The 22,613-nt window shown below is 60.7% G+C and carries 18 protein-coding genes and 1 pseudogene; 6 read left to right on the forward strand and 13 right to left on the reverse strand.

All coding sequences use genetic code 11. The annotated features are described in order from the left end of the window. Positions 1–109: 109 nt before the first annotated feature. The 5 genes from FA04_RS23775 to cyoA form a co-directional block, all read right to left on the reverse strand. Complete coding sequence (locus tag FA04_RS23775) at positions 110–868, reverse strand: SURF1 family protein (RefSeq protein WP_051659207.1); 759 nt, start codon at positions 866–868, stop codon at positions 110–112. A gap of 22 nt (positions 869–890) precedes the next feature. Then, positions 891–1,295 carry a cytochrome o ubiquinol oxidase subunit IV gene (gene cyoD / locus FA04_RS23780; RefSeq protein ID WP_034790693.1) on the reverse strand — a complete coding sequence of 135 codons (405 nt, stop codon included), beginning with the start codon at positions 1,293–1,295 and terminating at the stop codon, positions 891–893. Beyond that, positions 1,292–1,912: a cytochrome o ubiquinol oxidase subunit III gene (cyoC, locus tag FA04_RS23785; protein WP_034790695.1), complete on the reverse strand. Its 621-nt coding sequence runs from the start codon at positions 1,910–1,912 to the stop codon at positions 1,292–1,294. The genes cyoD and cyoC overlap by 4 nt, the downstream gene beginning before the upstream one ends. Before the next feature lie 4 nt (positions 1,913–1,916). Further along, entirely contained in the window at positions 1,917–3,920 is a 2,004-nt protein-coding gene (cyoB, locus tag FA04_RS23790) for a cytochrome o ubiquinol oxidase subunit I (protein ID WP_034790697.1), read from the reverse strand. Positions 3,921–4,000: 80 nt separating this feature from the next. Beyond that, on the reverse strand, positions 4,001–5,119 hold the full coding sequence (gene cyoA / locus FA04_RS23795; protein ID WP_034790699.1) for a ubiquinol oxidase subunit II: 1,119 nt from the start codon (positions 5,117–5,119) through the stop codon (positions 4,001–4,003). Positions 5,120–5,413: 294 nt separating this feature from the next. Between cyoA and FA04_RS23800 the strand changes: the two genes are divergently transcribed. Beyond that, positions 5,414–6,739, forward strand: coding sequence for an MFS transporter (locus FA04_RS23800; protein WP_034790732.1), 1,326 nt, complete (start codon positions 5,414–5,416; stop codon positions 6,737–6,739). A 113-nt stretch (positions 6,740–6,852) separates the two neighbouring features. On the opposite strand, the gene FA04_RS23805 is transcribed toward FA04_RS23800, so the two are convergent. The 4 genes from FA04_RS23805 to cmoA all read right to left on the reverse strand — a co-directional run bounded on the left by FA04_RS23805 (position 6,853) and on the right by cmoA (position 10,479). Beyond that, complete coding sequence (locus tag FA04_RS23805) at positions 6,853–8,169, reverse strand: sensor histidine kinase (protein ID WP_034790734.1); 1,317 nt, start codon at positions 8,167–8,169, stop codon at positions 6,853–6,855. A 4-nt stretch (positions 8,170–8,173) separates the two neighbouring features. Beyond that, positions 8,174–8,827, reverse strand: a complete 654-nt coding sequence (locus tag FA04_RS23810; RefSeq protein ID WP_034790832.1) for a response regulator transcription factor — start codon at positions 8,825–8,827, stop codon at positions 8,174–8,176. A 137-nt stretch (positions 8,828–8,964) separates the two neighbouring features. Beyond that, positions 8,965–9,699: a methyltransferase family protein gene (locus FA04_RS23815; RefSeq protein ID WP_034790736.1), complete on the reverse strand. Its 735-nt coding sequence runs from the start codon at positions 9,697–9,699 to the stop codon at positions 8,965–8,967. Positions 9,700–9,711: 12 nt separating this feature from the next. After that, a complete protein-coding gene (gene cmoA, locus FA04_RS23820; RefSeq protein WP_034790738.1) occupies positions 9,712–10,479 on the reverse strand; it encodes a carboxy-S-adenosyl-L-methionine synthase CmoA in 768 nt (255 codons plus the stop codon). Positions 10,480–10,717: 238 nt separating this feature from the next. Here cmoA and FA04_RS23825 point away from each other — a divergent pair, with 238 nt between their 5' ends. Then, the gene (locus tag FA04_RS23825) at positions 10,718–12,016 is read left to right on the forward strand and encodes a S41 family peptidase (protein ID WP_051659208.1); all 1,299 of its coding nucleotides are present in this window, start codon (positions 10,718–10,720) and stop codon (positions 12,014–12,016) included. A gap of 26 nt (positions 12,017–12,042) precedes the next feature. On the opposite strand, the pseudogene FA04_RS34365 reads toward FA04_RS23825, so the two are convergent. Next, positions 12,043–12,474, reverse strand: a pseudogene (locus FA04_RS34365) (pyridoxal phosphate-dependent decarboxylase family protein); the annotation flags it as partial. Positions 12,475–12,508: 34 nt separating this feature from the next. Then, positions 12,509–13,069, reverse strand: a complete 561-nt coding sequence (locus FA04_RS23830; RefSeq protein ID WP_051659209.1) for a chemotaxis protein CheB — start codon at positions 13,067–13,069, stop codon at positions 12,509–12,511. Between the two features lie 404 nt (positions 13,070–13,473). On the opposite strand from FA04_RS23830, the gene FA04_RS23835 reads away from it, so the two are divergent. The 3 genes from FA04_RS23835 to FA04_RS23850 all read left to right on the forward strand — a co-directional run bounded on the left by FA04_RS23835 (position 13,474) and on the right by FA04_RS23850 (position 17,699). Next, positions 13,474–13,941, forward strand: a complete 468-nt coding sequence (locus tag FA04_RS23835) for a hypothetical protein (RefSeq protein ID WP_143106268.1) — start codon at positions 13,474–13,476, stop codon at positions 13,939–13,941. Positions 13,942–14,160: 219 nt separating this feature from the next. Next, positions 14,161–15,321, forward strand: a complete 1,161-nt coding sequence (locus FA04_RS23840) for a glycosyltransferase family 4 protein (protein ID WP_234798771.1) — start codon at positions 14,161–14,163, stop codon at positions 15,319–15,321. A 1,043-nt stretch (positions 15,322–16,364) separates the two neighbouring features. Beyond that, positions 16,365–17,699 (forward strand): alginate O-acetyltransferase AlgX-related protein, encoded by a 1,335-nt coding sequence (locus FA04_RS23850; RefSeq protein ID WP_034797906.1) that lies wholly within the window; start codon positions 16,365–16,367, stop codon positions 17,697–17,699. Between the two features lie 1,007 nt (positions 17,700–18,706). Here the strand turns inward: FA04_RS23850 and FA04_RS23855 are convergent. Beyond that, positions 18,707–19,555: a class I SAM-dependent methyltransferase gene (locus tag FA04_RS23855; protein ID WP_034797908.1), complete on the reverse strand. Its 849-nt coding sequence runs from the start codon at positions 19,553–19,555 to the stop codon at positions 18,707–18,709. A 236-nt stretch (positions 19,556–19,791) separates the two neighbouring features. Between FA04_RS23855 and FA04_RS23860 the strand changes: the two genes are divergently transcribed. Next, the gene (locus FA04_RS23860) at positions 19,792–21,600 is read left to right on the forward strand and encodes an ABC transporter ATP-binding protein/permease (protein ID WP_034797910.1); all 1,809 of its coding nucleotides are present in this window, start codon (positions 19,792–19,794) and stop codon (positions 21,598–21,600) included. Positions 21,601–21,722: 122 nt separating this feature from the next. On the opposite strand, the gene FA04_RS23865 is transcribed toward FA04_RS23860, so the two are convergent. Then, a complete protein-coding gene (locus tag FA04_RS23865; RefSeq protein ID WP_034797912.1) occupies positions 21,723–22,550 on the reverse strand; it encodes a bifunctional allantoicase/(S)-ureidoglycine aminohydrolase in 828 nt (275 codons plus the stop codon). Positions 22,551–22,613: the final 63 nt, after the last annotated feature.

A 22,613-nucleotide genomic window follows, 5' to 3' on the forward strand; every position in this document is an offset into this window, starting at 1 on the left:
TTTGGCGCCGCAGCCGACTGAACTTCAGCTGCGCCGAGTGACGGCCCCAAGGTCAGCAACTTCAGGAGGAGTGCACGAAAATGGCGGCCAGCCGTCGCGAAGAGAATCGTTATTCCGCGCTTGGCCTCTTCCGGCTTCGAAAGACGAGGTATGCGCCCCCCACACTCATGGCCGCCAGCGCGAACCACGTCAGCGCGTAGACAAGATGGCTGTTGCGGAAGCTGACGACTGTGAGACCGCCGATCGGTAGGCCGCCTGGGTTTGGCGTCGCGTCCGCGTCGATGAAATAGGGCGCGACATCCGTCAGCTCTTGTGCTGCGGCGATTGCCGCGACATCGCGGGAAAACCAGCGATCGCCAGCCGGATCGTTGGAGCGAAGAAAGGCGCCGCCGGGTTCGCTGATGCGCAAGAGCCCGGTGATCCCGGTGGTCCCAGGCGTTTCGCCTTCGGCGCGGGCAGTCCGATCGCGCCGGTCGGCGGGCACGAAGCCACGATTGACGAGAACCGTCGTGCCGTCTTCGCGGCGCATCGGCGTCAACACCCAGAACCCGGCGCCCCGCTCGGTTACGGCCTGCACCAGAACCGACTTGTCGTGGCTAAAGGTACCCGTTGCCGTGACGCGAAGGTATTCGTCGTTCTCTCGGGTGATGCCGCCCCAGTCCGGCCGCGACGGGGCCGGGACGGCGTCAGCGTGCACACGCGCATCGACGCGAGCGATCAGATCGAGCTTCCAGAAGAGCCGCTGGATCTGCCAGGTCCCGAGCGCCACGAAGATGGCGCAGAGAAACAGGAGCGCGCCGGTCAGAAGGAACCTGGCGCGAGAGGATGCTTTCGCACCCTCCCCTTTCACGTCGCGGCCGCCGGTCATGTTCGCGTCTACCCGCCCCTGATCAGGGCATGTTCTTCATCATCTCGTGGGTCATCGGCATCATGTTGGTATTGAGATGATGCATGACCCAGAGCGAGCCGGCGAGCGCAATACCGACGATGATGATCGTGAAGATCAGCGCCATCAGCGTCCAGCCGCCTTCCGAACGGGCGTTCATGTGCAGGAAGTAGATAACGTGCACGACGATCTGGACGACGCCGATACCCATGACGAGCACGGCGGTCAGCAACTTGCTGTCGAGCGCGCCGCTCATGACCAGCCAGAACGGGATAGCCGTCAGGATGACCGACAGGATGAAGCCCGTCATGTAGCTCTTGAGCGAACCATGCCCGGCAGCGTCGCCCGGATGGCTGTGCGCGTGGTGAGGCTCGAACGCGCTTTCGTGGCCAGGATGCTGCGAACTCATCCGAGTACTCCCAACAGATAGACGAAGGAGAAGACGCCGATCCAGATGACGTCGAGGAAGTGCCAGAACATGGAGAGGCACATCAGGCGGCGGCGGTTTTCCGGGTTCAAGCCATGTTTTTTGACCTGCACCATCAGCGTGATCAGCCAGATGATGCCGAAAGTGACGTGCAGCCCGTGCGTGCCGACCAGCGTGAAGAACGAGGACAGGAAGGCCGAACGCGTCGGACCGGCACCCTCGTGGATCAGGTGGTAGAACTCATAGAGCTCGAGCGCGAGGAAGATCGCTCCGAACACGCCGGTGACGCCGAGCCAGAACAGCGTCTCCATCTTGGCGTTGCGCTCCATCTGAAGCATGGCAAAGCCGTAGGTGATCGACGAGAACAACAGCATCGCCGTGTTGATGGCGATCAGGTTGAGGTCGAACAGGTCGGCTGGTGCGGGACCTGCCGCGTAGTTGCGCCCGACCACACCGTGCGTGGCGAAGAGAACGGCGAAGATCAAGCAGTCGCTCATCAGGTAGAGCCAGAAGCCCAGCATAGTGCTGTGCTCCGGGTGGTGCTCTTCCTTGAGGTAGAACTGCGGCTTTTCTGTTTCTTGGACTTGGGTTTGGCTCATCGTTTCAGATCCGTTCCGCAAGCAGTTTCGAGCGTGCGTCTTCGGTCGCCGCGACGGTTTCCGCGGGAATGAAGAAATCACGGTTGTAGTTGAAGGTATGGCCGATGGAGACCGCAATCAGGGCGATGAAGGATACCGCCGCCAGCCACCAGATGTACCAGATCAACGCGAAGGCGAGCACGACGCTGATGCCGGAGAGAATGATGCCAGTGCCGGTGTTCTTCGGCATGTGGATCGGCTTGAAGCCTTCGAGCGGACGCTCGTAACCCCGGTTCTTCATGTCGTACCAGCTGTCATGGTCGTGAACGACGGGCGTGAAGGCGAAGTTGTAGTCCGGCGGCGGCGACGAGGTCGACCATTCGAGCGTGCGGCCATCCCAGGCATCGCCTGAGGTTTCACGCAGTTGGTCGCGACGCAGGAAGCTGACGACAAGTTGGATGATGAAGGACGCGATGCCGATGGCGATCAGGACCGCACCGAAGGCGGCGATGATGAACCAGATCTGCAGCGAGGGATCCTCGAACTGGCTGACACGCCGGGTGACCCCCATCAGGCCGAGCACGTAGAGCGGCATGAAGGCGAAGAAGAAGCCGATCTGCCAGAACCAGAAGCTCATCTTGCCCCAGAAGGGATCGAGCTTGTAGCCGAAGGCCTTCGGCCACCAGTAGACAAGGCCGGCCATCAGCCCGAACAGCACACCGCCGATGATGACGTTGTGGAAGTGGGCAATCAGGAACAGCGAGTTGTGCAGCACGAAGTCGGCCGGCGGGATCGCCAGCATGACGCCGGTCATGCCGCCGATGACGAAGGTCACCATGAAACCGATCGTCCACAGCATCGGCAGTTCGTAGCGGATACGGCCGCGATACATGGTGAAGAGCCAATTGAACATCTTCGCCCCGGTCGGGATCGAGATGATCATCGTGGTGATGCCGAAGAAGGCGTTCACCGAGGCACCCGAACCCATGGTGAAGAAGTGATGCAGCCACACCAGGTAGGAGAGGATCATGATCACGCAGGTGGCGTAGACCATCGACGTATAACCGAACAGGCGCTTGCCGCAGAAGGTCGCGACGACTTCGGAGAAGATGCCGAAGGCCGGCAGCACGAGAATGTAGACTTCCGGGTGGCCCCAGATCCAGATGAGGTTGATGTACATCATCGGATTGCCACCAAGGTCATTGGTGAAAAAGTTGAAGCCGAGGTAGCGGTCGAGCGACAACAGCGCAAGCGTCGCCGTCAGGATCGGGAAGGTCGCGACGATGAGGATGTTGGTGCAGAGCGACGTCCAGGTGAAGACCGGCATCTTCATGAAGGTCATGCCCGGAGCGCGCATCTTCACGATCGTGGCGATCAGGTTGATGCCGGATAAGGTCGTCCCGACGCCCGCCACCTGTAGGCCCCATATGTAATAGTCGACGCCGACGCCGGGACTGTAGTCGGCACCCGAGAGCGGCGGATAGGCGAGCCAGCCGGTGCGCGCGAATTCACCGACGAACAGCGACATCATGATAATGACCGCACCGCCCGTCGTCATCCAGAACGAGAAATTGTTGAGGAAGGGGAACGAGACGTCGCGCGCGCCGATCTGCAGCGGCACGACATAGTTCATGAAACCGGTGACGAAGGGCATCGCCACGAAGAAGATCATGATCACGCCGTGGGCAGTGAAGATCTGGTCGTAGTGGTGCGGGTTGAGATAGCCTTCGTTGCCGTTGAAGGCGATCGCCTGCTGTATGCGCATCATGATCGCGTCGGCAAATCCGCGCAAAAGCATCACGATCGCCAGGATGATGTACATGATGCCGATCTTCTTGTGATCGACCGACGTGAACCACTCGTTCCAGAGATAGCCCCAGAGCTTGTACTTCGTGATCAGCGCGAGGATCGCCAGGCCGCCCACGGCCACGGCTGCGAAGGTCACGACAAGGATCGGCTCGTGGTATGGGATCGCTTCCCAGGTAAGCCGCCCGAAGATGAATTGCGTGAGGCTGGTGTCACCAAACATGGGTCTTCCAATATGTCTCGAATTGCGGCCCGAAGGGCCCTGGCGCTCGCTGGATCAAAGCCGGCGAGCGCGCGAAAGTCCTAGTGCGTCTTGTGCATGTCGTGGTTCATGGGCTCAGCCGCGGGCTGCTCTTCCTTGACGCCCTCGGCCGGTTCCTCGCTCTTGGCGGGGTTACCGGTTTCGGGGAAGGTCGCGGCCGGTGCGGCCGCTTCGGTCACTCCGCCCGTATGGCGGTTGTCATGCTCGAGTTTGGCGCGGTTCTCATGGCTTTCGACGCCGGCTCCGCCCATCATGTCGATGTGCATCATATCCTTCATGCACATCTGGCCTTCGCGCACGCACATGTTGAGAACGGCTTCATAGAGGCCGTTTTCGACGGAAGCGTAGTAGCGCACCGGCTCCTTCACGCTCGGCTTTTCGAGCTTCAGGTAGGCGTCGCGATTGAGCATCGTGCCGTTCTGCTTGACGCGGGCAACCCAGGCGTCAAAGCCCGCCTGGTCCACGCCGTGGAACTTGAAGCGCATGTGCGAGAAGCCGTCGCCGCTGTAGTTGGACGAAAGGCCCTCGTATTCGCCTGCCTTGTTGATGACGGCGTGCAGCTTGGTCTGCATGCCGGGCATGGCATAGATCATGCCGGCGAGCGCCGGAACGTAGAACGAGTTCATCACCGACGAGGCAGTGATCTTGAAGTTGATCGGCACGTCGACCGGCGCCGCCATCTCGTTGACCGTGGCAATACCGTATTCCGGATAGAAGAACAGCCATTTCCAGTCGAGCGCGACGACTTCGACGGTGATCGGCTTCATCTCTTCGGTCACCGGGCGCGCCGCATCGATCCGATCGAGCGGTCGATAGGGGTCGAGCTTGTGGGTGCTGACCCAGGTGATCGCGCCGAGCGCGATGATGATCGCGAGCGGCGCCGACCAGATGATGACTTCGAGGCCGGTGGAATGGTGCCATTCCGGATCATACTTGGCGGCCGTGTTCGACTGGCGATAGCGCCAGGCAAAGAACAGCGTCAGGAAAAGGACGGGAACGATGATCAACAGCATCAGGACCGTCGAAATAACGATCAGATCCCGCTGCTGCGCGGCGATATCACCGGAAGGCGACATGACCACCATGTTGCATCCCGAGAGAACGGAGAGCAACAGGACGGCAATCGTCGATCGTCCGGCTAAACTGTATGGCTTCGGCATTGCGGCCTCAACTTGCGTTTTGTCTAGTCGGCATTACTCGGGCATGATCGGGCATGGAAGTGAGGTCCATCGTCGCAGCGCAACATTTTGCCGCAGTGCAGTGACGACCGTATCGCTCTATGCGCGTTTGTACGGGCGCAAAGGCATATTGTCGGTTCGATGCCGGCTGTTCCAGCGAACGTTAGGCACGAACTCGAATGAGGCATGTGCGCAGGTACGTGCACGGCATTCTTGATATCAGACGCCAATTGGTCAACACTCTAACGACAAGACGTTCGATCGTCGGAGAAATTCATGGTTTCGGTCGCTAACCCAACATCGTCTGGTCTCGAGCGGGATGCACGTCGCATTCACGAGGACGACAAGCCTCTGTCCCCGGGCAGCATCGCCATCGGCGTGGTCATTGGACGAACCTCGGAATTCTTCGACTTCTTCGTCTACGGCCTCGGCTCGATCCTCGTTTTTCCGAAGCTGATTTTCCCGTTCGCGCCCAATGCGGTCACCGCGACGCTCATGTCCTTCGCGCTGTTCCCGCTCGCTTTCCTCGCCCGCCCGGTTGGCTCCTTCGTCTTCATGTGGGTCGACCGCAACTACGGGCGCGGCACGAAGCTGACGATCGCGCTCGTCATTCTCGGTGGCTCGACGGCGTCAATCGCCTTCCTGCCCGGCTATGACACAATCGGATATTGGGCGGTGGCGCTATTGGCGCTGTTCCGGCTGGGCCAGGGCTTTGCGCTCGGCGGCGCCTGGGACGGCCTCGCATCGCTGCTGAACCTCAATGCGCCGCAGAATCACCGCGGCTGGTACGCGATGATCCCGCAGCTCGGCGCGCCGATCGGCTTTGCGCTTGCGAGCATCCTCTTCGGTTATTTCGTCAGCAACCTTTCGCAGGAAGATTTCCTCGCCTGGGGCTGGCGCTATCCGTTCTTCGTCGCCTTTGCGATCAACGTCGTGGCGCTTTTCGCGCGCCTGCGCATCGTCGCCAGCAAGGAGTTCGGCGCCGCCATGGAAGCCAAGGAGCTTGAGGCGCGGCCGGTCTTCGAGATGCTGAGCAAGCACAGCATCGACGTCGTGCTCGGCGCCTTCGTGCCGCTCGCAAGCTTCGCAATGTTCCACCTCGTCACCATCTTCCCCTTGAGCTGGGTGACGCTCAACGGCGGCCAGTCGGCGGCTGAATTCCTGTGGGTTCAGGTGGCAGGTGCCGTCGTCGGCGCCATCGGCATCGTGCTTTCGGGCGTAATTGCCGACCGGGTCGGTCGCCGCAACCAGCTGATGATCGGTGCGATCCTGATCGCGATCTTCAGCTTCTCGGCCCCCTTCCTGCTCGATGCCGGCGGCAAGGGCCAGGACGCTTACATCCTGATCGGCTTCGCCATCCTTGGCCTTTCCTTCGGCCAGTCCTCAGGCGCCGTCTCCTCGCGCTTCACCCAGTACTATCGCTACACGGGTGCCGCTCTGACGTCGGACCTCGCCTGGCTCGTCGGCGCCGCTTTCGCGCCGCTCGTGGCACTCGGGCTGGCCAGCAGCTTTGGCATCATCTTCATCGGCGGCTACCTGATTTCGGGTGCGATCTGCACGATCGCGGCGCTGAGCCTCAGCCGCGCGCTCGACCAGCAGTAAGATCCAGAGGCAGGCGGGGCGCAGTTACAGGCGTCCCGCTTGTTCGTCCTTTCCTCGCGTGACCTTGATTGCGAGGAACGGAAACGCGACCGGATTGACCGGTCCTGCAGCCGTCAAAGGCGGACTTCGACCTCAAACCCCTGCGTCTTGCCGCGCGCCGGCGAAGCGATGAGCAATTGGCCCTGCATCTGCGCGACCAGCCGCTCAACGATGGCAAGCCCGAGCCCGGAACCGGAGGCCTCGGTCGGCCCGCGGACGAAGCGCTTGGTCAGGTTGGCGCGGACGTCCTCGGCGACAACAGCGCTTTCGTTCGTGACGCGGATACCCATTGGGTCAACATGGAGATCGACCCGGCTGCCCGGCGGACTGTGGATCAGGGCGTTTTCAAGAAGATTGCGCAAGACGATCGCAAAGGCGTCCACGCGGATCGGCCGTTCAAGTACGGTGCCCTTGGCGACCTGAACGTTCAGGCGGTTGGCGCCGAGCGCGGATCGCTCCAGATCCTGCATCACGACCATCAACACCGGCAGCAGATCGTGCTGCTCGTCCGAAATGGCAATCTCCGCTTCGGCGCGCGACATCTGCAGCAACTTCTCGGCAAGCCGGCTCAGATGCACGAGCGCACGTTCAATCTGGGCGGTTCGCGGTTGGTATGCCGGCGGCACCTCGCGCGCCAGCCGTTGGGTTTGCGCGAGCGCACCGGCAATCGGGGTCCGCAGCTCATGGGCGCTGTTCGAGGTGAATTCCCTCTCCGCCTCTAGGCCCGCCTTCAGCCGCGCCAGAAGCAGGTTCACGGAACGCGCGATCGCCCGCAGTTCGCGCGGCAGCGTCGCCTCGTCGATCGGCGCCAGATTACCGCTGTCCTTGGTCAGGATATCGTCGCGCAGCTGCGACACGGGCGACAGCGTGCTGCGAACGACGAAGACGATCGCAAGGATGCTGCCCGGTATCAGCACGAGCAGCGGCAAAAGCAGCGCCGTTCCGCCTTCCATGAGCGCTTCTGTGCGATGTTCGATCGCATCGGCAACTTGCACATAGAGTGATCCGTCAGTCGTTCCGGCCGTGTAGATCCGATGGGTGGGGGTCTGCGAGAAGCCGGTCGCAAGGGGAACCGCGAAGGGCTCCGGCGCGCCGTCGTCAAAGAGAACGCGGCCGTCGCGGTCGCGCACCTGGTAGGTAAGGAATTGCGAATTGAGCGCGGGCGCCGTAACCGACGCCTGGGCCAAGCCGCTGGGCGCGTCCCTCGTCGTCTCGTTAGCCACGATCTGCAACAATCGTTCGGCGGTTTCCTGCACGCCGCTGTCGAAGATTTCGGTGAACTCGTCCTGCATCACATAGACGCCAAGCCCGAGCGCAACAAACCAGAAGAGGGCGACGACGCTGGTGAGCGCAATGGCCAGTCTGCGGGTCATGCTCCTCTTGTCGGACATGCGATCACCTGAGGCAGTAGCCGAGACCGCGCACGGTCTCGATCCGGTCAGACCCGATCTTCTTGCGCAGGCGGCTGATATAGACCTCGACCGTATTGCTTTCGATCTCGGCACCGAAGGCGTAAAGCGCATCGTGCAACTGCGCCTTCGACACGAGGGCGCCGGGATGCGCGGCCAGCTTGTCCAAAACGGCCCATTCCCGAGCGCTCAGGCTCTGGCTGTCGCCATTAACGGCGATCTTGCGGTGAACCTGGTCGATCTCGATGCCGGGCAGCTTGACCGTCGGCGTCGCGTTGCCCGTATAGCGCCTGGAAACGGCCAGCATGCGGGCCGTCAGTTCATTGAGATCGAAGGGCTTGACCAGATAGTCGTCCGCCCCGCTGTTGAGCCCCTCGATCCGGTCGGATATCTGGTCGTGCGCTGTCAGAATGATTACGGGCGTGCCGTCGCCGCGTGCGCGGAGAGAGCGCAGGAGCGTCAGCCCTTCGTCATCGGGCAATCGCAGATCGAGCAGGATCAGTCCGTAGGTTACCGTATCGGTCGCCGCCACCGCATCGAGGATGCGCTTGAACCAATCGACCGCGTGGCCGGCGGCGGCGACATGGTCGCGCAGCGCCTCCCCCAGAACCTGATCGTCTTCGACTAGTAGGACTCTCAAGATATCACCGGACACTTGTTCGTCCTTGCCTAGGGTCGATCGGGGATGGCCGTCAAGTCCTTGAGCGCCCAAGCGGCGAAATGCGGTGAGGCTGCCCGTCTCGGCCGCCGCATACAGGGCGCAAGAATGGGAGGATTTCAGGAGGCGACGGGATCGCGAAAGGCCCCGCGCCTCTTCTTGTAGCTGATCACCGCCGTCGCGATCCCGACCAGAGCCATCGCGCCGCCAAGAACGGCCAGCACGCCAACATTCCGGCCTGATGGCTCGTAGGTCGCGAGCTTGTACATCTCCGTCGCAAGCACCGCGATCATGGCCGCCGAGACGGTCGAGTAATCCTTGCCGACGACACGTCTGATGTTGAACGCCATTCCTTCCGTGGATTTGCTGAAGTTTGAAAGGCGCAGCGCCCAGCGCGGCACGTCACGGCAATAGGCCTGATAGGCTTCGCCGAAGGTGCGAAGCAGAAAAGCCTCCTCCGCATAGACGATGCATTGGTACATGAAGGCAAAGAGCCCAATGCCGATCACGATGAGCAGCGGGTTGCCGTGCAGCAGGAAAACGCCGCAGTAGAGCAGCATGTTGCCGACATAGAGCGGGTTCCGACAAACGCCGAACATGCCCTCGGTTACCAGGTCCTTGGCGTAGACCTTCTTTCTCAGGCCGCCACGCTGGATATACTGATAGCCGACGACCGTCGCGCGAAGCGCGAGGCCGGCCAGAATGACAAGGATCGCGACCGCATCCTTGGCCAGCGTCAGCAGCGGGTTGTCTAACACCAATGCCGGCGGCGGCATCAGGAGGAACAACACCACGATGATCGCGGGAAAAAGCTGGTTGCGGAAGCGGAAGAGAAAATTGCCGATCGCGATCATGGTCGGTCCGTCCTACTTGATCGCGACAATGCCGCAGAAATTATACCAGCGGAAAAAGACCTCGACGCTGCGGAAACCCACTTCCTTCAGCAGCTGGAAATTTTCCTCCAGGCGGTACGGAATGAGGACGTTTTCAAGCGCCTCGCGCTTCCTGGCGATCTCGATCTCGGAATAGCCGTTGCGGCGCTTGTAGTCGTAGTAGTGCTCGATGAACAAGCGGTTGAACGTCGAGTCCTCGCTGGTCAGCTTCTCGACGAGCAGCAGAGCGCCGCGCTCGTTGAGGCCGTCATAGATCGAGCGCATGACGCGCTCGCGGTAGAGGGGGCGCACGAACTGCAGGGTCAGAAGCATCAGGACGACGCTGGCATTGTGGATTTCGATGCCGTGGTGCAGGTCGCCGCCCCTCAGATCAATCGCCCGGTTGGAATTTGCCTGGACGATCTTTTCCTTCGCCTTCTCGATCATGTCCGGAGCGTTGTCGATGCCGACGAAGCGCACGGCGGGATCAACCATGGCGTCGAGCCCGAGCAGCGTCGTCGCGGTCGAGCAGCCGATGTCGTAGAGGTTGGTATCGGCTTCGGCAAAGTCACTGGCGAGTTCGCAAACCATCCGCTGGATTTCGCCGTAGTAGGGAACCGAGCGGCTGACCATGTCGTCGAAGACGGCGGCCACGGTGGCATTGAAGGCGAAGTCGCCGACGTTTTGGTCCGGTGCGGCGAATACCTCGTCCCGGCGGTGGCTGTTGTCGTGCACGTGTAGATGCGGGGCCTTGCCAACCATTCGCACTTTCCTTTCTTTTCCGGAGCACGCCAAACGAGAGGGCAATCGCCTCTGTCCCCGGAGCGATCGATGCACCACACAAGCCACCCTAACCTGACACAAACCTGAAAGGTTTGGCGGCAGCGGTTTCGGCAAATCGGGGACCGGGGACGCGGCATCACGGCGTGATCACGCGATTTTGCCGGCAGGCGCGCGCGCTTTTCTCGATAATCGGTGGCGCGAAACGGGAGCAAAGACCATGCGGCCGAGACTAAGGTGTACAGCGTTGATCGCCAGCCTCGTCATGTCGATGGCCGCTGTGGCATGGGCGGCGGAGCTGCCACGCTCCGGTGAGCCGACATTCGACCGGGTGATCGAGCTGGTGAATGCGAACTTCTTTGACGGCAAGGCGCTTGACCGTTTCAATACCGCCGCCCAGGCGGAGATCACGGATCCCGTGGCGGCGCTTTCCAGGACGAGCCCGGCTTCACGCGTCGATGCGGCGGTCACGTCCGTCCTTGCAAGTCTTGGGGTTTCCCATACCGGACGTTTCAAAGCCGACACGATCGACTATTTCGAGCTCGCCGACATTTTCCGCTTCGCCATCCGTGACGATATGCGGCGTCTCTTTCCGCCGGATGGCGCCGCGCGCTATCCCGGCATCGGCATGGTGACGACACTCGATAACGGGCAGCGCTTCGTCAGCGATGTTTATGACGGGTCGGCTGCAAAGAAGGCGGGCCTCCTCGTCGGCGACGAGATCCTTTCGGTCGACGGGCAGGCTTATCATGAGATCGGATCCTTCGAAGACAAGGTCGGCCGCACGGTCGAGCTTCGGCTCCGCCGCCATCGCGATGCGGACCCATTGTCGCTGCAGGTTCCGGTCGAGAGGTTGCGACCACTTCCGATGTTCGAGCGCGCGATCGAAGAGAGCATCGCACTGGTCGAGACCGGCGGCCGGAAGATCGGCTATGTGCGCCTCTGGACCCTTTCAACGCGAAACGGGCTTGATGTCCTCGCCGAGGCGCTTTCGAGCGGCCGCTTGAAGGCTGCTGAAGGCCTCGTCGTCGACCTGCGCGGCCGCTGGGGCGGCGGGCCGGCAGACGCAGCCGAGTTTCTGGTCGGCGGTACGCCAACTTTCCGGTTGGTTCCGCGCCGGGGCGAAGCCACGCTTGCCAATTTCCGCTGGCAAAAGCCTGTGGTCGCGCTGATCGACAACGGAACCCGCAGCGGTCTCGAACTTTTCGCCTATACGTTGCGGCAACACGGGATCCCGCTCGTCGGCGAGCGGACCGTCGGTGCTCTGCTTGCCGGCCGTGCTTATGTGCTACCGGACGACAGCCTCTTGGAAGTGGCAGTGTCGGATGCGGTCATCGGCGACGGGCTAAGGCTTGAGGGGGTGGGCATCGCGCCAGATCTGCAGGTGGCCTTTCCGCTTGCCTATGCGGCCGGCAAGGATCCGCAACGGGAAGCCGCGATCGCTGAGATGGTTCGCGTGCTCCAAGCCACGCCGGAGCCAGAAACCTTGCCGGCGCAAGAACCGGCCGCAACCCGGTGACGCTTGGAGGCTTGCAGAACTATGTGTCAGCCGATGCCGCCGCCTGCGACGATCTCCCCTCCGAGTCTCACAACTTCGCGCACGAACTGGTCCAGGTCCTCCCCGCGTCCGGTGATTGTTGATTGCCACGCGCTGCCAATGCTCGCCGTGTACCGTCGTGTCGGAGATGACGGCGTTCGTTCTGGTGCCGGGTGGTAACGGAAGCAGACGATGTTGATGTTGATCGGCGTCACGAGTTCGAGCTGCGGCTCTGCCTCGACGAGGCCGCTCAGATAATGGCTTGAGCGACATTTTGGTCGACGAGGCGGCCAAACTTCTCGATGCTGTGCTCCGTCAACGACATCCAGATTTACAGGGCGCGAGAACCACGCACTGTCGACTCCAGGATACTCTGGCGTAACGGCGAAGGCGCCCCGGTGCGCTGCCGCATCGCGAACGCAGCCCTTCTCGAAGGGTGCCGTGCGGTCTACCTCATAACCCACGCGAGCTTCGTCAACCCGATCGTACCCGTTCGCAAATAAAATCCGCAATTGCGGGAACCGTTCCAGTGAAATCGATTTCGCTCTTAAACGCACCAAAGTGGATTTCCGTGATCTCGGGCTCTTTAGGCTCCTCCACTACCACCGTGCCGCCAGCCTCCTTAATTGCCCTCAGTCCCAGCCTTCCATCCTTCAACAGCCCTGTAAGGGTTACACCAATTACGCGTCTCCCGGCGCTATAGGCGAGTGACGTAAAGAGCGCATCTATTGTGTACCCTCGATAATATCCGTCGGCGAGGAGGTGCGTCCGGTGTCCGGATCCGACGGTCAGGAGCTTGTCCGGCGGTCCGACGAAGCAAGCCCCTATCTCGAGGGGTCCTCCCTCGATTGGAACCACAACACGCAAATGGGCCACCCGCCTCAAAGTCTGTGGCAGATAGCTATCGGGGAATGGCGAGCGGTGAAGAACCACTAGGACGGCCGCCGACAGGTTTTCCGGCAGTCGCCCAACGAGATCCGTGAGGCTTTCTACCCCCCCAGCAGGCGCACCAATTGCCACAATGTCAGGTCTCATGGTTCAAACTGATACCAGCGCTACGATATATTAGGTCTAGCTTATTTTAACGCACTGCGCGACATCATTTCAACACACGTGAAGGGATTGTTAGGAGGCGTCGCCATGCGCGAACGCCCAGTCTAGCGATCCTGCGCATAGCGCTGAGGGCGGACATAGCGGATGTTTATAGGACCACTTAGCGACTGCATTACCGTCGAATCCCACTGCGAAGCAGTTCTGGTCGCTAACCTCCTGTCGAACGCGCGCCAGATGAAGGCATCTCTGGACAACTCAAGGCCGGCTCATCGACAGAGCAGGCGTCCTTCGCCCGCAGAAAGCGAGAATTCGGCTTGCTACAAACGGCTTGATTTCGCGGACAAGCGGCAGTCGACAACCGTATGGACCTGAAGGATAATACCCACATGGCACGAGAAAACGACACGGTTTCACCTAGAGGTGCGGAGTATACCGCAAGCCTTCGACGGGCAACGCTCTTCCTTGGGTTTCTTTACCAGTTGATGCAGTTCGTCATCAGCAACACGCTGTGGTCTTCCCTCGGATACGACCCAATAGAGATGTTGCCGATCACGCTCATCCTAATGCTCAGCGGGACACTCATGTCCTATGCGATGGCGGCGGTGCTCTTTCGCTTCCGTGACCAGTCTATCCTATTCAAGCTTCTGCTCGGCTCCGCCCTGTCGCTCGGCGCCGGAGCGATCAACGCCGGCGTCGGCTTCCTCAGTTATGGCCTGATTGAGCATGGCGACCAGATCGAGACTGTCTGGCCCAATGTTAGCTACAACGTCATCTACTGCGCAGCGCTGTTTCACGGATGGGCTTTTCTCTATATCGCGCTTCTGGCAAATTTCGAACTACGCGAGCGGCGCTGACTGTGCAAATGCGGGCGCTGTGCTACCACGTCAATCCGCTCTTTCCGTTCAATAGCCCGGCGATTTTTGTCGTTACTACAACCAGAGCTCCTGCCCTGGCGGCATATTCTTGGCCGCGGAAAACCAGTCTGGATGCTCCGAAAGAGCGATTGCGCCGAATTTAAGGGACCCGTAATATACCTGAGTGAGCTGAGAGCAGCGAAAGTGCAAGGAATCAGAGTGGCCGGCATCACGGGCGCGCGCATAACCATCATTGTTTCTGCACTCGGCGCCGGCGGCACCGAGCACGTCGTCAGTCTCGTTGCCAGCCACTGGGCCCGCCTCGGCTGCACCGTCACGGTGATTACGCTCGAAGCGCCGACCTCCGAACCCTATTACAGGCTCGATCCGCGCGTCACCATCGAGCGGCTCGACGTGCCGGTTCAGAAGGCTGGGAAGCTGCGGGCCGCCTGGCTGGTGGCAAGGCGGCTCTACCGACTGCGCTCGACGATCAGCCGCACCCGTCCCGACTTCGTGCTGAGCTTCCTGACGCGCACGAACGTGTTGACGCTGCTCGCAACACGAGGCCTCAGGCTTCCGGTGATCGTGTCCGAGCGCAACAACCCGGCGGTGCAGCCCTTCGGCCCCTTCTGGAAATGGCTGCAGCTTCGTCTCTACCCGCGCGCCTTTGCGCTGGTGACGATGACCAAGGGTGCGCTGGACTATTTCCCGCCGAATGTTCGCCGCTCCAGCCGGGTGATCGCCAATGCGATCAATCTGCCCGACGGCTGGCAAAAGAAGCGCGGCAACAATGTGCTCACCGCCGTCGGGCGCCTGACTGAGCAAAAGGGCTTCGATCTGCTGCTCGAAGCCTTCGCAAAGGTGGCCAGCGACCACCCCGAATGGAAGCTCGTCATCTGGGGCGAAGGCGAGGCGAGAAAAGCGCTGGAAGCCCAGCGCAACGCGCTCGGATTGGCCGACCGGGTGGAAATGCCCGGCGTCACCGCGAAACCCGGCCTCTGGGTCGAAACCGCCGACCTCTTCGTCCTGTCATCCCGCTACGAAGGCTGGGGCATCGCCCTGCTTGAAGCGATGGCCGCAGGCCTCCCCGTCGTCTCCTTCGCCTGCGAATGGGGCCCGACCGACATGATTGCCAACGGCGACGACGGCATCCTCGTCGAAAACGGCGACATCAACGCCCTCGCCGAAGCCCTCTCCAACCTGATGGGCGACGAGACCCTGCGCGCCCGTCTCGCGGCCAACGCCGAAGCCAATGTCCGACGCTACGACGCCGAACATATCCTCTCCCAGTGGGACGCCGTGGCGTTGGCGGCGCGCGAGCACACGGCCGGCGACAAGACCGAAATCCTGCGCCGTGCTCCACTTCGACTAGACGCTTGATGTTCGCTTGCACGAAGCGCTGTGTTGGAGTTCGTGCGGGGTCCGGATGCGAGACCCACATCGCTAACGCGTAGGCTTGTGTATGTTGAGAGCAAGCGGGTCGGTCGATCTGTGGAGGGCCTGTCGCTCAGTCAGAGCCGTCGGCTTCTGTAACGGACCATCTGCCAAATCCCCGATAAAGCGTATCTCATCGCCGGTTTCATGCTTTGGAACGTAATCGCCGCCTAACGACCACCTTGACTCGCGCAACCCACGATATAATCTTATTTTAGGAAGTTCCGATGTTGCGGGGCCGCACATGTTTACATCGGTCACCTTATTCGCAATCCACGGTATAAATCCGGCCCCCTGGAAGGATAAGCTATTTCCCGTGTTCGAACTGCGGCAGACTGTGGAATGCTTAAATGCGACGGATGTCAAGGAGGGGCCAAAGTCGATCAACTCATTCATCATTGCGACCTGCAGCGACGTACTTGACGTCACCGTCCAATGCCCTGGTGTTCACCTGCTGGACTGCCTCGGTCCACTATCGAAACGTTCGATCGGCAGATAATGTCGGGATTTCCGGTTCTGACGGCCGCAATGCGATAATGGAAGCAGTGGAAGAAACGCTTCGGTGGCAGGCGTGGACCCAAAAGGGTCTGCTTTCACAGGAAGGGAAACAAAGGTGTCTGCTCAGGCCCTCAATCTGGTCCCTGACTTCACGCCAGTCGCCAGCCCTCGATCCAGCAGTATGTCGGAGGCTTTCGTCAAAACACTGAAACGCGACCATATGCATCTCGCTTTGCGTTCGCCGACAAGTGCTCCGGAACTCGGTAGACGTATCGAGGTTTACAGCGGGATCCATCCCCGCTTGGCGCCGAAAGTGGCATCACCCAGGCACATTAACCCGTTTTAATACCTGACTCGTCAGGAGAAATGGTGCACTCCCTAACGCTGGCGCTTTTTCAGAGAAGCTCAATGGGAGTAGTATATGCAAGTAAATATCTACACGATTTTAGTGAGTTGCATGAAAAAGAATTATACAATTGGATGTTAGCGTGATGATTTCTAGAAAAACTTCGGCGATTTTATGTGGGGTACTTGCATCCTATTGGCTGCTGAGCCCAATCTACGCTGTTTGGCATTTCGATGAGTATGCCTCCACCGCCCCCCTCCTTGTGCGATACGTTCTCGTCCCTGCCGCATTATCGCTGATCGTCCTTTGTGTGGGACTCCTCGCTCCCCCAAGGGTGGCGACCGGCGTGGGTATCTACGGCTTGAGCATCCTGATGGGACTTTTTCTCTTCGAGGCGCTGCTCACCGTGCGCTCCGTACCGGTTCGTCTATCGATGCTCGGGCAGCTGTCAAAGCAGCAAAGCGAGGCGATGGCGCAACGCGAAGACATGGTCCGAGGATTCACGCTCGCACAGCTCAATAAGCTATCCGGCGCAACCAAATTACGCGAAGCCGTTCTGTCAGGGTTCCCGAAGACGCAAGTCGTGCTTTGCTCTGGACCGGATAGTGTTGTTAGTTACCGCGCCGATCGCTACGGCTTCAACAATCCGGATGCTCTGTATGAGACAACGCGTTTAGAATCTATGTTGCTAGGAGATTCTTTCGTTGAGGGCTTTTGTTTGCCGCCGGAAGAAAACATGGTGTCGCAGCTGCGCCGAGAAGGCATTCATGCCATCGGCATGGGAATTCGCGGTAACGGACCGCTGACAGAGCTGGCGACGCTGGGGCGGTTTGGCCCGATGTTCAAACCACGCCACGTCTTTATGGTTTTTTTTGAGGGCAATGACTGGGAAAACCTCCAAGCCGAACTTGAGCGGCCCTGGCTGCGTCCGGCTCTCGCCGAAAGCGCCGATTATGGAACGCCTTCAACCGCGAACGAGATGATGCAGCGCGCAAAGTCGATGATGGACGATATCAATAGCCGACCAGTAACAGCCGCCGACCTTTTTACAAAAACCGAGATCCTTCGGAATTTTATCGCACTGCAGCAAACTTTCACCCGGCTCGGGCTAATCTTTCCGAAAGCGACGCCTGCTATTCCCGAGTTCGGCGAAGTCCTCCGCAGAGCAAAAACCATGGCGATCGGGTGGAGCGGATCATTCACATTGGTCTATGTGCCACAGCTCGACCGATTTATCGGACCTCTGCCAGCGGCGCATGCTTATGAACCGCTGCGAACTCGGGTTCTGGGAAGCGCTTCCGAGGCAGGGGTAGACGTAATCGATCTAACCTCAGCACTCGAGAAAGAACTCCAACCAGAAACCTTTTATGGCCCGGACGGACACTTCAACAGCCGGGGGGCTGCATTCGCGGCCACTATTTTGGCCGCCCATTTGCGGGGCCTCGCGGTTGTGCCTTCGGTAGCCAACTTTAGACCTTAGCGGTGCCGGTTTTCAGCTTTCATGGCGGCCAGACAAACCCAGGCTGGCGACGCCGCGCGGAGTTGCCCCATAACCGGGCATGCTCAGGTTTGAGATTGCGAGCTGATGGACTCGCGCGGCGATTGATATCTTAACGCCGCTCCATGCCGATGTCGCGCAGCAAGGACGCGGCGTCCCTTGCGATGAAGCAGGATTCTTAGCACCTATGGAAGGGTTGAGTTTCGGCGACTGAGCCGTCCGTGCGCGCAGCTTTTCGCTGCAAGCGCGCACCGCGGCCATGGTCAGCGGAATTTCTCTAGAATGTGAATGCTCACAACCATTCCGGAGGGACCGACCATGATCGTTTCAAACACTATACCCGCTGATGCCGTACTGGTAGCTATGGATATCGCCAAGGCCCGCAATGACGTTTTCATCGAGCGCCTGGCGACAAGCGCCGTCGTCGGCTGCAGGTCCTCGACATGCGCGCGGAACAAGATCGGCTGATCAAGAATCTCCAATGTTATGGTCTACCAGTCATTTGCGGCTTCGAAGCAACTATCACCGACCCATTGCATGGCGACTGGCTGAAGCGAGCTTTGGGGTGCGGCTGGTATCATTATTGCTGACGAGCGCGACGCTGGCCGACGCCGGAAACCCCAATTTCCTTGCACCAATTGATGACCTACTGGTCCTTACGTACGGCGGCATGATTGCGGCCGCCGACGTTCGATCCCTGTTCGGCTGCAAGAACCAAGCACACCGGTAAAGTTGTCCGAGCGCATATACCAGGCCCAAAGGGTGGGAGGACGTTGCCCATGGGATAGCCGAGCACGTTTTCTGCTACCGACGCGTAGATCTCCTCAAGCGGCTTTGGCGTTCTGGGAAGCGGGGCAGAAAAGCTCCCCCGCACCATGTCGGGCATGTTGCACCATGCCGGTCGTTCCCGGACCTGTCTGAGATAGTCGATCGCATCGTCGACGATCCGATGCGACAGAGCCCGCTCCCCGCTCCGTCGTTCTCTTCTGCTATGGTCGCGTGCCGGCGATAATCGTTGCCGTCGAGCGCAGTTCCACCTTTCCCGCCCGGATCGCCTGGCCTGCCAGGTCGAGAACCTCGCTGCGGATGCGGTTGCGCTTCTGATCATCCGCCTGTGCCAGTCCGGCGACGACGGGTGCGGCGATCTCGGTCATGAAGGCCCAGTAGTCCTCCGGGGTCTCGTGGACCATCGTGGTGGTGACCTCCTCCTCGTGGATGTCGTGCAATCCCGCATCCTCGAAAACGGCCTTCATCAGGCCTGCAGACGCGCAGCGAAACAGGCCGGGCGCGCCGGCCGGAGGCTTCGGCATGTCGACGTGCCGGGCGATCGTCGCCATGATCGTCGTTGCCCAGGCGTTCTTTTCCGGTGCACCCCACACCGCAGCGCATACACGCGACTGGGGCTTTGCGACCCTCGTCAACTGTTGGGCTGCCGCTGCAACGTCGGGAAAAAACATGAAACCGAACCGGCAGAGGACGGCGTCGAATGTTGCTTCCGGAAACGGCAAGGCGCCAGCGTCGCAGGCCCTCGTTTCGAAATTCGTAAGACCGCGATGCCTGGCGTTCTCCTTCGCCACCTGCAACATGCGCTCTGAAAGGTCGGTGACAGTCACGCGGCCCTTCGGTATCGACGCCGCCACCGTCAGGCCTGGTTCTCCAGTTCCCGCAGCGACGTCAAGCACCCGGTCGCCGTCCTTGATGGTCGCCTGCCGGATCATTGCCTCGCCGAAGGGGGCGAGCCATCCGAGCACCAGTGCGTCCCACTTCTTCCAGCCGGCGGAGAAGCGGTCCCAGGTCTCTCTTTGCTGATCGCGGATTTGATCGAGATGCGCCGACATGCAGGCTCCTCCCTCGGTGCCGTGTTACGACCTCGCTCACGAAACTATGAACCCTCTGCGGAGGGTTGCAATTCAACTTTCCCGCCGCAATTCGGGCAGTGTGCCGCATTGTCACGCATTTTACGGTCCGCGCTGTGACCGCAGTTACATGTGGGCGCAGACAATCCGCGCTAGGGAGAGAGGGTAAGGCAGGCTATATTCTACTCGAGGAGACCGGGAAGGAGAGATTCGCACCGATGTCGAACCGGACGAACGGCAAAAATAGCGGCCGGATAGAACCCAGCGACGAACAATCCCTCGGTGATCAATTGCGGATGATGCATCGGGCCTTCATGGCCTCGCCACTGCGCAACAAGATCATCTGGCTGAGCATAAGCATCATCGTTGTCATCGTTGTGACAGCCTTTGGTCAGATTATCCTCAACCGATGGTACAAGCCGTTCTACGACACGCTCGAGCGACGCGACCTTCCGGCCTTTCTCCATCAGCTCGTCGTCTTCGCCCAGATCGCCGGCGTGCTCCTCGTTCTCAATGTTTTGCAAACCTGGCTCGGCCAGGTCATCAAGCTGCGGCTGCGCGAAGGCCTGACCCAGGACCTGATCACCGAATGGATGCGCCCGACGCGCGCGTTCCGGCTGGCGAATGCCGGCGCCATCGGCATCAACCCGGACCAGCGCATCCATGAGGACGCGCGCCACCTGACCGATCTCTCGGCCGGACTTTCGATCGGCCTCTTCCAATCCGGCATTCTGCTGGTGAGCTTTATCGGCGTGCTGTGGTCACTGTCCGACGGTTTCGTCTTCCATGTCGCGAGCTATTCCTTCGACATTCCCGGCTACATGGTCTGGGCCGCGATCCTCTATGCGGGCACCGCCTCCTGGCTGAGCTGGCTCGTCGGCCGGCCTCTGGTGGCGCTCAATGGCGAACACTATGCCCGGGAGGCGGCGCTGCGCTTCTCGCTGATGCGCGTCAACGAACATATCGAGGCCGTGTCGCTTTCATCAGGCGAGGCCAATGAGAAAAAGCGGCTGCAGCGCGACCTCGCCTCGGTGCTCGAGATCAGCTACGGCCTGCTGCGTGCGGTTACGCGGCTCACCTGGGTGACCGGCGGCTATGGCTGGATCACCGTCGTCGCACCGATCGTCATTGCTGCACCGGTCTATTTCGCCGGCGATCTGAGCTTCGGTGGGTTGATGATGGCCGTCGGCGCCTTCAATCAGGTGCATGCGTCGCTGCGTTGGTTCGTCGACAATATCGGCGCGATCGCCGACTGGCGCGCCACATTGCTGCGCGTCGCCGCCTTCCGCTCGGCTCTCTTGATGACCGACGAACGGCATGAGGGCGACAAGCGCATCGACTTCAGGACCTCCGATACGCCGCAGATGAGCTTCGACAACATCGAGATCGTCTCGCCGACCGGCTGCATCCAGCTTCGCGAACCGAGCGTCACCATCGATCCGGGCGAACGCGTGCTCGTCACCGGCGCGCCGGAGGTGGAAAAGGCGCCGTTCTTCCGCGCGATCGCCGGGCTCTGGCCCTGGGGACACGGCCGCATTGCGCTGCCGGTCGACGACGGCCTCGCCTTTGTGCCGAAGTCTCCCTATTTCCCGCCGGGCACGCTTGGAGAAGTGCTCGCCTATCCGAGCCCGCCCGATACCTACAGCAAGGGCGAACTCGCCGCCGTTCTCTCGAAGGTCGGCCTTGGCCGCCTGAGCGGCCGGCTCGACCAGGATGCGCGAAAGCAGATGAACCTCAGCGAGGCCGAGCAGCGCCTACTCGCCATTGCTAGGCTCAGCCTGCACAAGCCGCGCTGGCTGATCATCGACGAAGCGCTCGATACCCTTGAGGACGACGCCTACCAGCGCGTGCTGAAGTTCATGGACGACGAGCTTCAAGGTGTTGCGATCGTCAACATCGGACGCACCGAACGCGGCAGCGACTTCTTTACCCGCGTGCTCCACCTCGACAAGAACCCGACCGGCAACACGCTCAGGCGTCTCCAGCCGCGCAGCCTGCAGCCGGCCGATCCGCAACTGGTGGACTGAGAAGGTGAACGTGCCCTTCCGTTAAACAACGGGGTGCGACTGCCGCCATAGTCATCTGATTGCAAAGAAAAACCGCGCGTTCGGTGGAACGCGCGGTTTTGTCTATCCTAGAGTGGGCTCGCTTAACGCGAGCGCAGCTTCATGTGGCGGTTCACGTCCTTGTATAGCAGGTAGCGGAACTTGCCCGGACCGCCGGCATAGCAGGCCTGCGGGCAGAAAGCGCGCAGCCACATGTAATCGCCGGCCTCGACCTCGACCCAGTCCTGATTGAGCCGGTAGACGGCCTTGCCTTCGAGCACATAAAGGCCGTGTTCCATCACGTGCGTCTCGGCAAAGGGAATGATCGCGCCGGGCTCGAAGGTTACGATCGTCATGTGCATGTCGTGGCGCAGGTCCGTCGGGTCGACGAAGCGGGTCGTTGCCCACTTGCCTTCCGTGCCCGGCATCGGCGACGGGGTGATTTCGGCCTCGTTGGTGAAGAAGGCCTCCGGCGCGGGCAGGCCATCGACATACTCGTAAGCCTTGCGCACCCAGTGGAAGCGAACGATCGCTTCACTTCCGTTGCGAACGGTCCAGTTGCTCGCCGGCGGAATGAAGGCGAAGCCGCCCGGCTGCATCTTATGCGCCTTACCGTCGAGCGTGATGGTCAATTCGCCCTCGACGACGAAGATCGCGCCCTCGGCGCCTTCGTCGAGTTCCGGCCGGTCGCTGCCGCCGCCCGGAGCGATTTCCATGATATATTGTGAAAATGTTTCAGCAAAACCGGAGAGCGGCCGGGAAAGTATCCACAGCCGGGTCTTGTCCCAGAACGGCAAATAGCTGGTGACGATGTCCATCATCGTCCCCTTCGGAATCACTGCATAGGCTTCGGTGAAGACCGCGCGATCCGAAAGGAGTTGGGTTTGGGGCGGGTTGCCGCCATGCGGCGCATAGTAACTACGGTTGGTCATATCTTCCTTCAGTCTGCTTGCAGGCACCGCCTCCTCTAAAGTGCGGTGCAATGGGTCGCGCGC

Origin of the sequence: Ensifer adhaerens, from assembly GCF_000697965.2 — a bacterium.
In the GTDB taxonomy this organism is placed as follows: Bacteria; Pseudomonadota; Alphaproteobacteria; order Rhizobiales; family Rhizobiaceae; genus Ensifer; species Ensifer adhaerens.

Coding starts and splice junctions, on each gene's coding strand:
- FA04_RS23775 (WP_051659207.1), bottom strand. CDS start 868: ATGACCGGCGGCCGCGACGTGAAAGGGGAGGGTGCGAAAGCATCCTCT.
- cyoD (WP_034790693.1), bottom strand. CDS start 1,295: ATGAGTTCGCAGCATCCTGGCCACGAAAGCGCGTTCGAGCCTCACCAC.
- cyoC (WP_034790695.1), bottom strand. CDS start 1,912: ATGAGCCAAACCCAAGTCCAAGAAACAGAAAAGCCGCAGTTCTACCTC.
- cyoB (WP_034790697.1), bottom strand. CDS start 3,920: ATGTTTGGTGACACCAGCCTCACGCAATTCATCTTCGGGCGGCTTACC.
- cyoA (WP_034790699.1), bottom strand. CDS start 5,119: ATGCCGAAGCCATACAGTTTAGCCGGACGATCGACGATTGCCGTCCTG.
- FA04_RS23800 (WP_034790732.1), top strand. CDS start 5,414: ATGGTTTCGGTCGCTAACCCAACATCGTCTGGTCTCGAGCGGGATGCA.
- FA04_RS23805 (WP_034790734.1), bottom strand. CDS start 8,169: ATGTCCGACAAGAGGAGCATGACCCGCAGACTGGCCATTGCGCTCACC.
- FA04_RS23815 (WP_034790736.1), bottom strand. CDS start 9,699: ATGATCGCGATCGGCAATTTTCTCTTCCGCTTCCGCAACCAGCTTTTT.
- cmoA (WP_034790738.1), bottom strand. CDS start 10,479: ATGGTTGGCAAGGCCCCGCATCTACACGTGCACGACAACAGCCACCGC.
- FA04_RS23825 (WP_051659208.1), top strand. CDS start 10,718: ATGCGGCCGAGACTAAGGTGTACAGCGTTGATCGCCAGCCTCGTCATG.
- FA04_RS23830 (WP_051659209.1), bottom strand. CDS start 13,069: ATGAGACCTGACATTGTGGCAATTGGTGCGCCTGCTGGGGGGGTAGAA.
- FA04_RS23835 (WP_143106268.1), top strand. CDS start 13,474: ATGGCACGAGAAAACGACACGGTTTCACCTAGAGGTGCGGAGTATACC.
- FA04_RS23850 (WP_034797906.1), top strand. CDS start 16,365: ATGATTTCTAGAAAAACTTCGGCGATTTTATGTGGGGTACTTGCATCC.
- FA04_RS23855 (WP_034797908.1), bottom strand. CDS start 19,555: ATGTCGGCGCATCTCGATCAAATCCGCGATCAGCAAAGAGAGACCTGG.
- FA04_RS23860 (WP_034797910.1), top strand. CDS start 19,792: ATGTCGAACCGGACGAACGGCAAAAATAGCGGCCGGATAGAACCCAGC.
- FA04_RS23865 (WP_034797912.1), bottom strand. CDS start 22,550: ATGACCAACCGTAGTTACTATGCGCCGCATGGCGGCAACCCGCCCCAA.